Origin of the sequence: Pseudomonas sp. MWU12-2020 (assembly GCF_023100605.1) — a bacterium.
In the GTDB taxonomy this organism is placed as follows: Bacteria; Pseudomonadota; Gammaproteobacteria; order Pseudomonadales; family Pseudomonadaceae; genus Aquipseudomonas; species Aquipseudomonas fluorescens_H.
In genome coordinates this window covers 41,554-56,504 of record NZ_JALMEX010000002.1, presented here as the reverse complement: position 1 = coordinate 56,504, position 14,951 = coordinate 41,554, and the positions used below count along the sequence as shown (strand labels likewise).

14 protein-coding genes and 1 tRNA gene are annotated in these 14,951 nt (G+C 59.4%); 4 read left to right on the top strand and 11 right to left on the bottom strand.

All coding sequences use genetic code 11. The features are described from left to right. Positions 1-59: 59 nt before the first annotated feature. The 3 genes from M0814_RS04575 to M0814_RS04565 form a co-directional block, all read right to left on the bottom strand. The gene (locus M0814_RS04575; protein ID WP_003223244.1) at positions 60-380 is read right to left on the bottom strand and encodes a YbjQ family protein; all 321 of its coding nucleotides are present in this window, start codon (positions 378-380) and stop codon (positions 60-62) included. 174 nt (positions 381-554) lie between these two features. Beyond that, positions 555-1,238, bottom strand: coding sequence for a hypothetical protein (locus tag M0814_RS04570; RefSeq protein ID WP_247868463.1), 684 nt, complete (start codon positions 1,236-1,238; stop codon positions 555-557). 286 nt (positions 1,239-1,524) lie between these two features. Further along, positions 1,525-1,614 (bottom strand) — tRNA-Ser (locus M0814_RS04565). Between the two features lie 295 nt (positions 1,615-1,909). Here M0814_RS04565 and M0814_RS04560 point away from each other — a divergent pair. The 3 genes from M0814_RS04560 (at position 1,910) to M0814_RS04550 (ending at position 4,645) form a co-directional block, all read left to right on the top strand. Continuing rightward, positions 1,910-2,599, top strand: a complete 690-nt coding sequence (locus tag M0814_RS04560) for a crotonase/enoyl-CoA hydratase family protein (protein ID WP_003223240.1) — start codon at positions 1,910-1,912, stop codon at positions 2,597-2,599. 217 nt (positions 2,600-2,816) lie between these two features. Then, positions 2,817-3,539 (top strand): 1-acylglycerol-3-phosphate O-acyltransferase, encoded by a 723-nt coding sequence (locus M0814_RS04555; protein ID WP_003223239.1) that lies wholly within the window; start codon positions 2,817-2,819, stop codon positions 3,537-3,539. Positions 3,540-3,673: 134 nt separating this feature from the next. Beyond that, positions 3,674-4,645, top strand: a complete 972-nt coding sequence (locus tag M0814_RS04550) for a magnesium and cobalt transport protein CorA (RefSeq protein WP_003223238.1) — start codon at positions 3,674-3,676, stop codon at positions 4,643-4,645. Positions 4,646-4,695: 50 nt separating this feature from the next. On the opposite strand, the gene M0814_RS04545 is transcribed toward M0814_RS04550, so the two are convergent. From M0814_RS04545 to M0814_RS04535, 3 genes are all read right to left on the bottom strand, one after another. Beyond that, on the bottom strand, positions 4,696-5,424 hold the full coding sequence (locus tag M0814_RS04545) for an amidotransferase (RefSeq protein WP_103485840.1): 729 nt from the start codon (positions 5,422-5,424) through the stop codon (positions 4,696-4,698). 95 nt (positions 5,425-5,519) lie between these two features. After that, positions 5,520-7,664 carry a 3-hydroxyacyl-CoA dehydrogenase NAD-binding domain-containing protein gene (locus M0814_RS04540; RefSeq protein WP_103485839.1) on the bottom strand — a complete coding sequence of 715 codons (2,145 nt, stop codon included), beginning with the start codon at positions 7,662-7,664 and terminating at the stop codon, positions 5,520-5,522. A 24-nt stretch (positions 7,665-7,688) separates the two neighbouring features. Then, positions 7,689-8,894: an acetyl-CoA C-acetyltransferase gene (locus M0814_RS04535; protein ID WP_103485838.1), complete on the bottom strand. Its 1,206-nt coding sequence runs from the start codon at positions 8,892-8,894 to the stop codon at positions 7,689-7,691. A 638-nt stretch (positions 8,895-9,532) separates the two neighbouring features. Here M0814_RS04535 and M0814_RS04530 point away from each other — a divergent pair. Continuing rightward, positions 9,533-10,300, top strand: a complete 768-nt coding sequence (locus tag M0814_RS04530; protein WP_103485842.1) for a cytochrome c — start codon at positions 9,533-9,535, stop codon at positions 10,298-10,300. 120 nt (positions 10,301-10,420) lie between these two features. Here M0814_RS04530 and M0814_RS04525 read toward each other — a convergent pair whose 3' ends face one another. From M0814_RS04525 to M0814_RS04505, 5 genes are all read right to left on the bottom strand, one after another. Next, a complete protein-coding gene (locus tag M0814_RS04525) occupies positions 10,421-11,224 on the bottom strand; it encodes a transglutaminase family protein (RefSeq protein ID WP_045122354.1) in 804 nt (267 codons plus the stop codon). After that, a complete protein-coding gene (locus M0814_RS04520; RefSeq protein ID WP_007960702.1) occupies positions 11,221-12,171 on the bottom strand; it encodes an alpha-E domain-containing protein in 951 nt (316 codons plus the stop codon). The genes M0814_RS04525 and M0814_RS04520 overlap by 4 nt, the downstream gene beginning before the upstream one ends. A 12-nt stretch (positions 12,172-12,183) precedes the next feature. After that, complete coding sequence (locus M0814_RS04515) at positions 12,184-13,593, bottom strand: circularly permuted type 2 ATP-grasp protein (RefSeq protein WP_003223227.1); 1,410 nt, start codon at positions 13,591-13,593, stop codon at positions 12,184-12,186. Between the two features lie 475 nt (positions 13,594-14,068). Next, entirely contained in the window at positions 14,069-14,416 is a 348-nt protein-coding gene (locus tag M0814_RS04510; protein WP_003223226.1) for a ribonuclease E inhibitor RraB, read from the bottom strand. Positions 14,417-14,628: 212 nt separating this feature from the next. Further along, positions 14,629-14,862: a hypothetical protein gene (locus M0814_RS04505; protein ID WP_003223224.1), complete on the bottom strand. Its 234-nt coding sequence runs from the start codon at positions 14,860-14,862 to the stop codon at positions 14,629-14,631. Between the last annotated feature and the right edge of the window lie 89 nt (positions 14,863-14,951).

Genomic DNA, 14,951 nt, shown 5'->3' with positions numbered 1-14,951 from the left:
GATCGACAGAAAAAAACCCATTCATCAACTGAATGGGCTCGCGGGCTACGGCAACTACATCAACGCAACTTGACCGCGGTGCCCGTCGCGAACACGACAACCATACCGCCCTTGCCCGCTGGCATGCTGATCTCGAAATCCAGCCCAACCACCGCATCCGCTTGCAACGCCTGCGCCCGCTCCTTGATCTCGTCAGTCGCCTGAACCCGCGCCTCTTTCAATGCCCGCTCGAGCGTCTGAGAGCGCCCGCCAAAAAAGTCGCGCATGCCGGCAAACATGTCACGGATCACATTGACACCCTGCACCGACTCCGCGCTGACAATGTCCAGGTACGCGGTGATCTGTCGGCCTTCGATGGAATGTGTGGTGGAAATAATCATGAAAGCCGTCCTTTTAACTGGCAGAAAATCTGGCGATTGTAACTACCACCATTCAAAAATGGTTCCGCTACGGGGCAGTTTCCAGATCTGCAACAACACTCGCCTTTTTGCAAAGCTCGCCAAGGTCTGCACGAAATCTCGCCGAGCAGCGATCAGGCAGCTTTCTGACACAGCTTATGGCGAGTGGAAGGACCTGTCCGACGAGGGTAGCGCGCCTTTGATGGCAACGATCGGGAGACGTAGTTCGGGTTGTGTAATGTCGTAGATCTGCAGTTCACATCCGTCCCCACGATCCACGAAGACAAACTCCGCCAGATAAACTTTCTGCTTCTCGGGAATAAAGGTACTGGTGACAGGCCCGCAGGTGTAATACGACGAGACCGTCGGATTGGCGGTCAGCTTTTTCTCATACTTGTTCTTCGACTGGTTGAATACATAGTCTTCGTTGTAGAGCGTCAGATAGCCTGGCGCCGGAATTTGACTTTTGACCGTCGATGAACCTCTCACGAGTAGCGTCTGACCGGGATCGGCCTGCATTTCAAGTTGGGGAAACTGTTTGAAGACCGCGCTATCGAGACGGCTGAACCATGCGCCGACTTTATTGCGAAACGGTTTGACGACTGTCCCCAGATGATCGGGACGTTGATCCGGATCATTACCTCTGACCACTTCAAAATCCACCGGATTGACCGTATCGCCCGCTGCCTGCATGACAACTTTGGCATGCTGATCATCGACGGTGACCTTCTTCTGCTCCAGCATGATGCCATCTGTCCAGAGTGTCGGCGCAGAGCTGCGAGAGTCAGAACCGCAGCCGCACAACATCAAAAATAGAACCATGGTGACAACTGTCTTCACTGCACTTCCCTGCGTTGGACTGCCAATAAGCGTTCAGGCAAGCAGTTCATCCTGAAGGCGATAACAAAAAGCCACTATCGCGCAGATTCACAAACAAAGGAAACCGGTGAAGCGCGAATATTTCTCGCTTTATTGGAAACGCCAGAGCCTTCTTGGCGGAGACTGCTTTTTACAAAGAAATGAAGCGCCCGCCCCCTATTGTTCCCATAGGGCTGATTTACAGACGCCAAAAACCACAAACCCCCGACTTTCTCTAGGAAAATCAGGGGTTTGCGTTTACTGAATGTGGCGGTGAAGGAGAGATTCGAACTCTCGATACAGTTTCCTGTATACACACTTTCCAGGCGTGCTCCTTAAGCCACTCGGACACTTCACCGTATCTCTTCAAACATGTTCTGTCTGTCGAGGCGCGCTAATGTAGTCGAAAGCTTTTCTGATGGCAAACTTTTTTTCAGAATTTTCATGCGGTTAAGACAAAAAGGCGTTTCGCCCCACCTTGGGCGATGGCAAACCGGCCAATCTCTGGTGACGGCCGCTCTTCTATATAGAAGCAGAACGGTGTGCTACGCCGGGCGCGGCCGGAAACGGTGACCCGCGAGTCAGTCACAGCGCTTTACCTGGCCTACGGCGGTGGGTAACGTCTGCCCATCTTTCTTACAAGGAATAGCGTCATGAGTGAGTTGATTGCCTACCACCTCGAAGACGGTATCGCGACCCTGACCTTGAACAACGGCAAGGTCAATGCCATTTCCCCGGACGTGATTGCGGCGTTCAACGCGGCGCTGGATCAGGCGGTGACTGATCGTGCCATTGTGATCATTACCGGTCAGCCGGGGATTCTGTCTGGCGGCTATGACTTGAAGGTGATGACCGCCGGCCCTAAAGAAGCCGTGGCACTGGTGACTGCGGGTTCGACCCTCGCCCGTCGCCTGCTGTCCCACCCGTTCCCGGTGATCGTGGCCTGCCCGGGCCATGCCGTTGCCAAGGGCGCATTCATTCTGTTGTCCGCCGACTACCGCATTGGTGTCGATGGCCCGTTCAGCATCGGTCTGAACGAAGTGCAGATCGGCATGACCATGCACCACGCCGGCATCGAGCTGGCGCGTGATCGCCTGCGTCGTTCGGCGTTCCACCGCTCAGTGATCAACGGCGAGATGTTTGATCCCAAGAGCGCAGTGGATGCCGGCTTCCTCGACAAGGTGGTGTCTGCCGAAGAGCTGCAAGGCGCTGCGCTGGCGGCGGCGCGTCAGTTGAAGAAAATCAACATGACCGCGCACAAGAACACCAAGCTCAAAGTGCGCAAGGCGCTGCTTGAAGCCCTCGACAACGCGATCATCCAGGATCAGGAGCACCTGGGCTGAGCCCACGCTTCCCGAGCCGAAGAAAAGCCCGACCGTCGTGTCGGGCTTTTTCTTGCGTGTTCGGTTGATCATCCGCCGACAGCTCTAGGACGCGTCTGACGATCAACTCGGAAACATGCGCTTAAACATCGCCTATCTCCGGACTCTATAGCAGCAATTGCCGAAAACAGTGCACATCCGTACACTGCGCCACCTTTTGTCCAGGCAGGCCCTGAAAATGCTGTTTTTGTTGCGTATGTTGTTGATGGGCTTGCACTTTGTCCTGGCCGGTGTGCTGGGAGTGATCCTTGGTCTGTGCCGTCCCTTCAACCCGGACAACAGTCGTCTCTGCGCCCGCCTCTACGCGCTTCCAGCCATGTGCATTCTGCGCTTGCGGGTAAAAGCCGACGTCGGCCCGCTGATGAACAAGCCCGACAGCTGCGTGATCGTTGCCAATCATCAGTCCAACTACGACCTGTTCGTGTTCGGCAACGTGGTACCGCGGCGGACCGTGTGCATCGGCAAGAAAAGCCTGAAATGGGTGCCGCTGTTCGGGCAACTGTTTTGGCTCGCGGGCAACGTGTTGATCGATCGTGGGAACGCGCACAAGGCGCGCAAGTCGATGCTTACCACGACCCACACCCTGCAACACGAGGACACCTCGATCTGGGTATTCCCGGAAGGCACGCGCAACCTTGGTGAAGAACTGCTGCCGTTCAAGAAAGGCGCGTTCCAGATGGCAATCGCCGCCGGAGTGCCGATCGTGCCGGTGTGCGTCAGCAGCTACATCAAGCACATGCGCCTGAACAGCTGGCGCAGCGGGAAAATCCTCATACGCTCGCTGCCGGCGATTCCTACAGCAGGGCTGACCATGGATGACATGCCCATGCTTATGAGCCAGTGCCGCGAACAGATGCGTGAATGCATCGCCGCAATGGATCAGCAACTGCAAGCTGCATGAAAAACAAACCCGCCTCGTGCGGGTTTTCTTTTGCCGGGTGAACTGTACAGATTTCGCTGACTCTCAAGCAGCACACGGCTAAGCTGACGCCGTTGAATTCCCCGCCATCTGCCAAGAAGAAGTGAATCACTACCATGGGTCGAGTTGTTGCTGCTGCGGTATACAGCGAGGGTAAGAAAGTCTCCAATATCGCTCTCGATGAGGGCGCCGCGTGGGCCGCCAAGCCCGGCCATTTCGTCTGGATTGGCCTTGAGGAGCCGGACGCTCAGGAGTTGGCCAACCTGCAACGCCAGTTCAACCTGCACGAACTGGCAATCGAAGATGCGTTGGAAAAACACAGCCGGCCGAAACTGGAAACCTTTGGCGATGCGCTGTTCATCGTCACCTATTCGCCGATCCGTGAGAACGGCGTGCTGCAGTTCATCGAGACCCACATCTTCGCCGGCAAGGGTTACATCATCACCGCCCGCAACGGTCACTCGGCGTCCTACGCCCATGTCCGCCAACGCTGTGAGGCGCGTCCGTTGCTGCTGGAGCATGGGGAAGATTTCGTACTGTATGCGCTGCTTGATTTCGTGATCGAGAACTACCAGCCGGTGGGCGAAGCGATCCACGCCGAGATCGATGAGCTCGAGCGCAACGTGCTCTGTAGCGCGTTGAATGAGCGTGACATTCAGAAACTCCATGGCTTGCGCCGCGATGTCGTGCGTCTGCGCCGGTATGCGGCACCAATGGTCGAAATCGGTGAAGAACTGCAGAAGCTGAGTTTCCCGTTTATCGACAAGAACATGCGCCCGTACTTCCGCGATGTGCAGATTCACGTCACGCGGCAGATGGAAGACTTGACCACGCTGGCGGACATTGCCAGCCAGACCATCGAGATCGGCGTGCTGCTTGAGGCCTCGCGGCAGAGCGTGGTGCAGCGCAAGTTTGCCGCGTGGGCGGCGATTCTGGCGTTCCCGACGGCGGTGGCGGGGATTTACGGGATGAACTTCCAGAACATGCCGGAGCTGAGCTGGCACTACGGCTATTTCGCCGTGCTGGGGTTTATCACGGTGGGGTGTGTGAGTTTGTGGGCGAGTTTCAAGAAGTCGGGATGGTTGTAGTCCTGTGGCGAGGGAGCAAGCTCCCTCGCCACATAGGTAAATGTCAGGTCTTAAAGCGCTTCGGCCTCTGGCTTGTGCGCCACAAAGCGCATCATCCACTCTGCCACCGTGGTGCCATGGTGCTCCTGCTCCAGGCTGGCCACACCTTTCGAGTAGATCTGCGAACCCAGCGCGTCCTGACGCAGATCCAGCAGCGCCCGCGAATAGTCGTGAATGAATTCCGGGTGGCCCTGGAAGCACAGCACCTGATCGTTGATGTGGTACGCAGCAAACGGACAGAAATCGCTGGAGGCGATCACCGTGGCGTTTTCCGGCAGCGCCGTCACTTGATCCTGGTGACTGATCAGCAGCGTCAGTTCTTCACGCACCGGGCTCATCCACGGCGCCTTCGCCGCCAGTTTGTAGTTGTGGGTGCCGACGCCCCAGCCCTGAGTGGCACGCTCGCTCTTGCCACCCAGCAGCAGCGCCAGCAATTGATGGCCGAAGCACACGCCGAGCAGTTTGTCGCCACGCTCGTAGCGGCTCAGCAGATATTGCTTGAGGGTCTGGATCCACGGGTCGGTGCCGAACGAATCGGCCTTGCTGCCGGTAACCAGGTACGCATCGAAGGTCTGATCGTCGCTGGGGTATTCGCCCTGCATCACGTTGTACACGGTGAACTCGGCGGCAATCGGTTGCTGCGAGAACAGGCGCTGAAACATCTGCCCGTAACCCTGATATTGATCGACCAGTTCCGGACGCAGGATGTCGGTTTCGAGAATGCAGATGCGTAGCGACATAAAAAATACCTGACACGTGATGGGAATAATGAACACCCCAGAGCCTGCCTTGAAACACCCCGGCAAGGCAAGCCCCGCAGCGTTCACCCGATCACTTAAAACAGCTCGCCTTTCGCGGCTTTTTCCAGCAGCAGCGCCGGTGGCGCAAAGCGCTCGCCGTACTGCTCGGCCAGATACTGCGCGCGCGCGACGAAGTCCTGCACCCCGTACTGATTGATGAACTGCAACGCACCGCCGGTCCACGGCGCAAAACCGATGCCGAAGATCGAGCCGACGTTGGCATCCGCCGTCGAGGTCAGCACGCCCTCCTCTACACAGCGCACGGTTTCGAGGGCCTGTACGAACAACAGCCGGTCACGCACATCCTTGGGTGAAATCTGCCCGTCGGCCTTCTCGAAGCGCGTCTTCAACTCCGGCCACAGATGTTTCTGACCACCCGCCGGGTAATCGTAGAATCCACCGCCGGCGGCTTTGCCCGGACGCTTGTATTCGTTGAGCAGCAAGTCAATCACGGCGAAGGCCGGGTGTTCTATCAGCGGTTTCCCTTCCGCTTGCAGGTCTTTGGCCGTTTGTTGACGGATATGGCTCATCAGGCTGAGGGAAACTTCGTCGGAGATCGCCAGCGGCCCGACCGGCATCCCGGCCTTGCGCGCTTCGGTCTCGATCATCGGCGCGCTCACGCCCTCGCCGAGCATGGCGATGCCTTCATTGGTGAAGGTTCCGAACACCCGCGAGGTAAAGAAGCCGCGACTGTCGTTGACCACAATCGGGGTTTTCTTGATCTGCAGAACGAAGTCGAAACCCCGAGCCAGGGTTTCAGCGCTGGTCTGCGCGCCTTTGATGATTTCCACCAGCGGCATTTTGTCCACCGGACTGAAGAAATGCAGGCCGATGAATTTGCTCTGATCGGGTACTGCGGTCGCCAGTCCAGTGATCGGCAAGGTTGAAGTGTTGGAGGCAATCACTGCACCAGAACCCACTATTTTTTGCGCTGCAGACGAGACCGTCGCCTTGAGTTCACGATCCTCGAACACCGCTTCGATGATCAGGTCGCAACCCGCCAGATCGGCATCGCTTTCGCTGGTCTGAATCCGCGCCAGCACCGCCTCGCGTTTTTCAGCCGTCATCTGCCCACGGGCGACTTTCTTGTCGAGCAGCGCCGCCGAATGAGCCTTGCCCTTATCGGCCGCCGCCAGATTGATGTCCTTGAGCACTACGTCGATGCCGGCCGAGGCGCTGACGAAAGCGATCCCGGCACCCATCATGCCCGCACCGAGCACGCCGACCTTGCGCGTGACGTAAGGCGCGAATCCTTGAGGACGCGAGCCACCGGCGTTGATCTCATTGAGCTGGAACCAGAAGGTGCCGATCAGGTTTTTCGAGATCTGCCCGGTGGTCAGTTCGGTGAAGTAACGGGTTTCGATCAGGTGTGCGGTGTCAAAATCGACCTGCGCGCCCTCCACCGCCGCGCAGAGGATTTTCTCCGGAGCCGGCAGCGTGCCCTGGGTTTTACTGCGCAGGATCGACGGCGCAATCGCCAGCATCTGTGCGACTTTCGGATTCGACGGTGTGCCGCCGGGGATCTGATAGCCCTTCACATCCCAACGCTGCACCGCGCTCGGGTTGGCGACAATCCACGCACGGGCCTTGGCCAGCAACTCGTCACGATCCGCCGCCAGCTCATCAATCAAACCGGCCTGCAACGCTTGTTGCGGGCGCACCTTCTTGCCTTCGAGCAGATACGGCAGTGCCTTTTCGATGCCGAGCATGCGCACCATGCGCACCACCCCGCCACCACCCGGCAACAGGCCCAGCGTCACTTCAGGCAGACCGAGTTGCACCGCCGCATCGTCCAGCGCCACCCGGTGATGGCAGGCCAGACAGATTTCCCAGCCACCGCCAAGCGCCGCGCCGTTGATCGCCGCAACCACCGGTTTGCCGAGGGATTCCAGAGTGCGCAATTGCGCTTTGAGGCTCAGCACCATGTCATAGAAGGCTTTGGCTTCGGGTTTGCCGACCTTGATCAGCTCATTGAGGTCGCCGCCGGCAAAGAAGGTTTTCTTCGCCGAGGTGATGATCACCCCGGCGATGCTGTCTTTTTCCGCCACCAGCCGCGCAACGCAGGCGCCCATGGTCTCGCGGTACACAGCGTTCATGGTGTTGGCGCTCTGGCCCGGCATGTCGATGGTGAGGACGACAATGCCGTCCTGGCCTTTTTCGTAACGAATGGCTTCGCTCATAACAAGGTTCCTTGAATTCGGGGCTCAGAGGCGTTCGATGATGGTGGCAATGCCCATGCCGCCGCCGACACACAGCGTCGCCAGGCCGTAGCGCAGACGCCGGGTTTCCAGTTCATCGAGCAGGGTGCCGAGGATCGCGCAACCGGTGGCGCCCAGCGGATGGCCCATGGCAATCGAGCCGCCGTTGACGTTGACCTTGTCCGGGTCCACCGCCATGTCCTTGATGAACTTCAACACCACCGAGGCAAACGCCTCGTTGACCTCGAACAGGTCGATGTCTTCCACCCGCAGACCCGCCTTGGCCAGGGCCTTGCGCGTGGCCGGCGCCGGGCCGGTAAGCATGATCGTCGGGTCGGTGCTGGTGACGGCCGTGGCGACGATGCGCGCCCGCGGTTGCAGGCCCAGCGCGCGGCCCTTGGCTTCGGAGCCGATCAACATCAGTGCCGCACCGTCGACGATCCCGGAGCTGTTGCCCGGCGTGTGCACGTGGTTGATCCGCTCGACGTGGCTGTAAACCCGCAGCGCTGTGGCATCAAAGCCCATCTGGCCGATCATTTCGAAACTCGGCTTGAGTTTGCCCAGGCCTTCCATCGTCGATTCGGCGCGAATGAATTCGTCGTGGTCGAGCAGGATGATGCCGTTCTGATCCTGCACCGGCACCAGCGACTTGTTGAACGAACCGTCAGCCCGCGCCCGCGCAGCCTTGTGTTGCGAGTGCAACGCGTAGGCATCGACGTCGTGGCGGCTGAAGCCTTCAAGGGTGGCGATCAGGTCGGCGCCGACGCCCTGCGGAGTAAAGTGGCTGTGCAGGTTGGTCTGCGGGTCCAGTGCCCAGGCGCCGCCATCGCTGCCCATCGGCACCCGCGACATCGACTCGACGCCACCGACCACCACCAGATCCTCGAAGCCCGAGCGCACTTTCATCGCGCCGAGGTTGACCGCTTCCAGACCCGAGGCGCAAAAACGGTTGATCTGCACGCCGGCCACGCTGACGTCCCAGTCGGCCACCTGCACCGCTGTCTTGGCGATGTCGGAGCCTTGATCACCGATCGGCGTGACGCAGCCGAGCACGACGTCATCGACCTGGCTGGTGTCCAGCGCCGTGCGGCGTTGCAGCGCGGTCAGCAACCCGGCGACCAGATTCACCGGTTTGACGCTGTGCAACGCGCCGTCGGCCTTGCCTTTGCCGCGGGGCGTGCGTAACGCATCGAAAATTAAAGCTTGGGTCATGACGTCCTCGAACCTGTGCGGTGAGTGAAATTCGTAGTGTCACTGTTGGCCCGAGCGCTCATGGATTCAATGACCACAGCGCTCAATGACGTTGACGCGCACGCTCAGACGGACGGTCATCCACCCTCAGGTGAACCGGTTCAGGTCAGCGAGTTGTCTAGCAAGCGGGCGGCGAAGAAGCTGGCAATACGCCTCATGCGTTTTTTATCGCAAACGGCAGCTAATACATATGAAATGGATCTAAGCCAAGCGTGACGCGGCCTCTAAGGTAGTACATGTACGTCAGGGTCGTCGGGTTTTGCCGGGGCCGACGTCCTTCAACAGGAAGTGCAGCGTTTGCCGTCATGGATATGCAGGCAAACATCAGGAAATAACAAAAAAGGCGGTCAAGCCATGTTCAAACAACCGAAAGTTCGTCAAGCAGGACTCATTCTTTTCGCCACGACGCTGTTGTTGATTTTGCCCAATCTGACCAAGGTGATTGGCTGACTCAAGCGGCAGGCGCCCGTTATCGCCAATGAAAATGTGACTGGCCCGCTACCCGGGCCAGCCTGGCTGTGCCAACCTTTGTGCACTTCCACGACACGGACGGCGATCATTTGAAAACGCTCATTGCGTTCTGGGCCTTGCTGCTGAGCATGCCCTTGTCTGCGGCGCAGCTCACGCTGGAGCTGGGTGCGAATAGTCGCACCTGGCAGACCGAGGAATTGCTCAAGCATCCGCAGGTGCAAACCCTCACCATCAACAACGATGTGTCCTACAAGAAGGACATGACTTATCGCGTCGTGCCTGTGGCGGCGCTGCTCACAGGCATCAAGCCCGACGATCACTTGCAAGCCGTGGCGCTGGACGGTTTTGCCGCAGAATTGAATGCGGCACCGCTGCTCAACAGCAAAGGGGCGCGGGCGTGGCTGGCGATTGAGGACCCGGCGCAGCCGTGGCCGCCGCTGTCGGAAGGCAAGCACAGCGCCGGGCCGTTCTATCTGGTGTGGACCGACCCGCAGGCCGGCAACATCAGCCCGGAGCAATGGCCGTTCGAAGTAGCGAGCATCAAGCGCATGGCGCCGGTGGCCGAGCGCTTCCCTGCGCTGCTGCCGGATCCCAAGCTGAAAGCGGACGACCCGGTGAATCAGGGTTTTGCCCTGTTTCAGAAAAACTGCCTGGCTTGTCATCGCCTGAACGGCGCGGGGGATGCGCAATTTGGGCCGGACCTGAACATTCCGTATAACCCCACAGAGTATTTCGGCGCCGATTTCCTCAAGCGCTACATTCGCGATCCGCAGAGCTTGCGCCAGTGGCCTCAGGCGAAGATGCCAGGGTTTTCGGCAGAGGTGTTGCCGGAGAGGGATTTGCAGTTGTTGATCGGCTATTTGCAACACATGGCTGGGCGCAAGATTAAGCCCTGATGCAACTCCCCATGTGGGAGCGAGCCTGCTCGCGAAAGCGGAGTTTCAGACACCACATTGCTGACTGATAAACCGCTTTCGCGAGCAGGCTCGCTCCTACAGGGTTTTGTGTGAAGCAAATTACTGTTGTTGCACGGAGATAACCGGCGTCGGCGAGACGAACACCTTCGCATGCATCTGCTCACTCCCGCCGCCCCGGCGCATGCCGCGTACCGGGCAGGCGTCCAGATAATCCAGGCCCACCGCCAGTTTCAAGTGCCGCTCCGGTCGGGCCAATTGGTTGGTCACATCAAAGCTGTACCAGGCGTCATCCAGCCACGCTTCGGCCCAGGCGTGACTGGCCAGGTGCTCGGCGTCCTCGCTGTACAGATAACCCGACACATAACGCGACGGAATCCCCAGGCTGCGCGCGCACGCCAGAAATGCATGGGTGTGATCCTGGCAAACCCCGGCGCGCCCAGCGAAGGCTTCGGCGGCGCTGGTGTCGACTTCGGTCGAACCCGGCGTGTAGGTCATGTGCTGATTCAAGCCATGCATCAGGTCGATCAGCGCCGTGCGATCACGCCGCTGCTTGCAGGATCTTGCCGCGAACGCCCGTAGCGCCTCGTCCGCCTCGGTCAAACGGGTGAAGCGCAAGAACGGCAGCGCCGACTGGCTCTCATGCTCGGCCTCACGCAATTCGTCGATATCGACCTGCCCCCGGGCGCCGATGATGATCGCTTCGTGCGGCTCGTCCATGGTCAGCACATGCAGAATATTGCCGAACGGATCGAGCTGGGCGCGCACCGGGCGCGGCAAGTCGAGCTGCCAGCTCAACACGTGCTGACGCTCGCTGTCGTGCGGGGTCAGGCGCAGATACTGGATGCTCGCCCGCACCTGATCTTCATAGTGATAGGTGGTCTCGTGGCTAATGGAAAGTCTCATGCAGCCTCCAGGTATGAACTGTGAATCGCGTTGCCCAGCTGGCGCACCAGCGGGATGAATTCGGTGAGCCAGGCGTGCAGGCCTTCGGCGAGGATTTCGTTGATGCCGGTGTAACGCAGCCGCGCGTCCATCTCAGCGGCGAGGCGTTGTGCCGGACGGCCGTTGGCGCCCGGCAACTGGGCGAGTATCTGGTCGATTTCCTCGGTGCAGGCACGCAATGAACGCGGGACATCGGCGCGCAACAGCAGCAGCTCGGCGACATGCCGGGCGCCGGGTGCGTCGCGGTAGATCTCGGTGTAGGCCTCGAACGACGACAACGCCCGCAGCAGCGCACTCCATTGATAGTAGGCGTGGGCGGTGCCGTCACTGACGGCCTCGGCCTGATCGCCAGCCATTTCATAGCGCGCATCGAGCAGGCGCAGCGTGTTATCCGCACGCTCGATAAACGTCCCCAGACGAATGAAGCGGAATGCATCGTTGCGCATGATCGTGCCGTAGGACGCACCACGGAACAGGTGCGAACGCTCCTTGATCCACTCGCAGAAGCGGCTCATGCCGTAACGGCTGAGGCCCTGTTCGGCAATGCCGCGAATCTCCAGCCAGGTGGCGTTGATGTTTTCCCACATGTCCGCGGTGATCCGCCCGCGCACCGCATGCGCACTGGCCCGCGCCGCGCCGAGGCAGCTGTAGATGCTCGCGGGGTTGGCCGCATCGAGGGCGAAGAAATGCAGCAGGCGTTCGGCATGCAGTTCGCCGTGACGCTCCAGGTAATCGTCGAGGGTGCCGGTGATCAACAGCGGCATGGCCAGTTCGTGCAGACCGTCGCCGCGACCGTCCTGCGGCATCAGCGACAGCGAATAGCTGACATCGAGCATCCGTGCGAGATTTTCCGCCCGCTCCAGGTAACGCGACATCCAGTACAGATCCGAGGCAGTTCTACTTAACATGGCAAGCTTCCTTCAATCCTCGACCACCCAGGTGTCCTTGGTTCCGCCACCCTGGGAGGAGTTCACTACCAGGGAGCCTTCGCGCAGGGCAACACGGGTCAAACCACCGGGCACAACCCGGGTTTCGCGGCCCGACAGCACAAATGGACGCAGGTCGATATGGCGCGGCGCAATGCCGTTTTCGACAAAGGTCGGACAGGTCGACAGCGACAGCGTTGGTTGCGCGATATACGCGTGAGGCTTGGCCTTGATCCGCTCGCGGAACGCATCGATTTCCGCCGTCGTCGACGCCGGCCCCACCAGCATCCCGTAACCGCCGGAGCCCTGAGTTTCCTTGACGACCAGATCCGGAAGATTGGCCAGTACGTGGGAAAGTTCAGAGGGGTTGCGGCACTGCCAGGTCGGCACGTTTTTCAGAATCGGTTCTTCGTCGAGGTAGAAACGGATCATCTCGGTTACAAACGGGTACACCGATTTGTCATCCGCAACCCCGGTACCGATGGCATTGGCCAACACCACGTTGCCCGAGCGATAGGACGACAACAGTCCCGGTACACCGAGCATCGAATCGGGGTTGAACGCCAGCGGATCGAGGAACGCGTCATCGAGACGGCGATAAATCACGTCCACCGCTTTCGGCCCGTCGGTGGTGCGCATGAAGACCTTGTCGTCGCGCACGAACAGATCGGCGCCCTCCACCAGTTCAACGCCCATTTCCCGCGCCAGAAAGGCATGTTCGAAGAACGCACTGTTAAAGCGCCCCGGCGTCAGCACCACCACGCTCGGGTCGTCGATCGGGCTGGAGCTCTTCAGCGTGTCGAGCAGCAGGTTCGGGTAGTGGTCGATGGGCGCAATGCGCTGGGCGGCGAACAGCTCCGGGAACAGGCGCATCATCATCTTGCGGTCTTCGAGCATGTAGCTGACGCCGCTCGGCGTGCGCAGGTTATCTTCGAGCACGTAATAAGTGCCGTCGCCATCGCGCACCAGATCGACGCCGGAGATGTGCGAATAGATGTCGCGGTGCAGATCCAGGCCCTGCATCGCCAACTGGTACTGCTCGTTGGCCAGCACCTGTTCGGCGGGGATGATCCCGGCCTTGATGATGCGCTGCTCGTGATAGAGGTCGGCGAGGAACATGTTCAACGCCTTGACCCGCTGGATGCAGCCACGCTCGACGATCCGCCACTCGCTGGCGGGAATGCTGCGCGGAATGGTGTCGAAAGGAATCAGGCGCTCGGTGCCCTGCTCGTCCCCATAGAGCGTGAAGGTGATTCCCGCCCGGTGGAACAGCAGATCGGCCTCACGTCGCCGTTGTGCCAGCAACTCGTCAGGCGTGTCGGCCAGCCAGCGGGCGAACTCGCGGTAATGCGGGCGGACCTGGCCGCCGACATCGTACATTTCATCAAAATAGGTGCGGATCATGCCGTACTCCTTGTCACCCGGACCTACAGGCCTTCGCAAGGCCCGTGCCATCGGCATAAACGCTTTGATTTCAATCGCTTGGATAATCACGCCGCAAGCACCGCACCATTCCTGTGCGACAAATGCCCCAAGCTGATTGCCCCCGCCTCATTGCGACGCAGTGCTGTCGCCTATTACCAGCATAGTCAGAGTTGATTTCACTGCCTGGGTCGGCCTACGGATAATCGCCGCATCCGCTGGAAACTTCCTTGTTGAAGGCTTCAGCCCAACTGATCCGGACTGCCAGCGCAGTCCCCGCAGGCCGTAACCCTGACCGGTTTCCTCTCCTTATCGGTCTTCCCTTTTAGCCACCCTCTCCGGTGGCTTTTTTTTGCCCGGGATTCTTGTTTCAGGGTTTTGCCAGAGCATTCTCAGGGCCGGAAACGACAACGGCCGACCCGAAGGTCAGCCGTTGCTCGACAATAGTTGCGCTGAATCAGTTAAGACGATAGCGATTGCGCACCTCCTGCTTCACGCCCCAGCCCTCGATGATGCCGCCCAGCGGCTCGACCACGGCAGAAAATCCCTGCTCGAAATCGCCAATGTCGTCATACGTTGCGTACATCACTTTGCTCAGTTCCAGCGACCAGGCGCCATCGTCGCGCGCACTGACCTGGGCATTGATGGATTCACCACGGAATTTACCTGCCGCCCTGCGCGCCCGCTCCTCGTCCGGGAAAATGGCGTAGAACTCGATGGGATGGAACCGGGAAAAGTCGAAGCCGCCTTCTTTCATGCGGCGCAGTACGTTGCTGCTGATGTCTTCTTGATAGGCTGTGCTCATGAAACGTCCCCCTCGCATAGATGGATAGACTTTCCGTATTCCCGCCCCGGGCCTTACAGGCCGAAGTGCATCGGCAACAGGGTTGCCGGCGGGAAACAAGCATGTAGCTGACAAGACCAGACCTTAGCGATTGTTTCGCTGATCTCGCTTGCAGAGTAGCCCCAAGACAGAGGCGCTGCCAAGGCCTGGTACTTCAAGTGACAGGAAGAATTTCAGATTGGAGTGATGCTGCGGATTTCGATGCTGTTCTGGGCTTTCAGATTTTTCGCACCTGCATCCGGGGTTCGCCCTTCCAGATCATTCATATCCAGTTCGGCGGCCACCGGCAGGAGCCGTTCCTTGATCAGGCGTGCAGCCTCGTCGTCGCTGGGGCATTCCGCGCGCTCGAACACCTCATCGACAATTTCACCATGATCGTCCACGAAAGTGACTTTCCACTTTTGCATCGGTGCCTCCTCGATCAAACCCGCAAATGGGCTTACTTCTATCTCGACTTTTGGCGAGATTGATCGTTCAAAAGGATTGCAGCAGACGA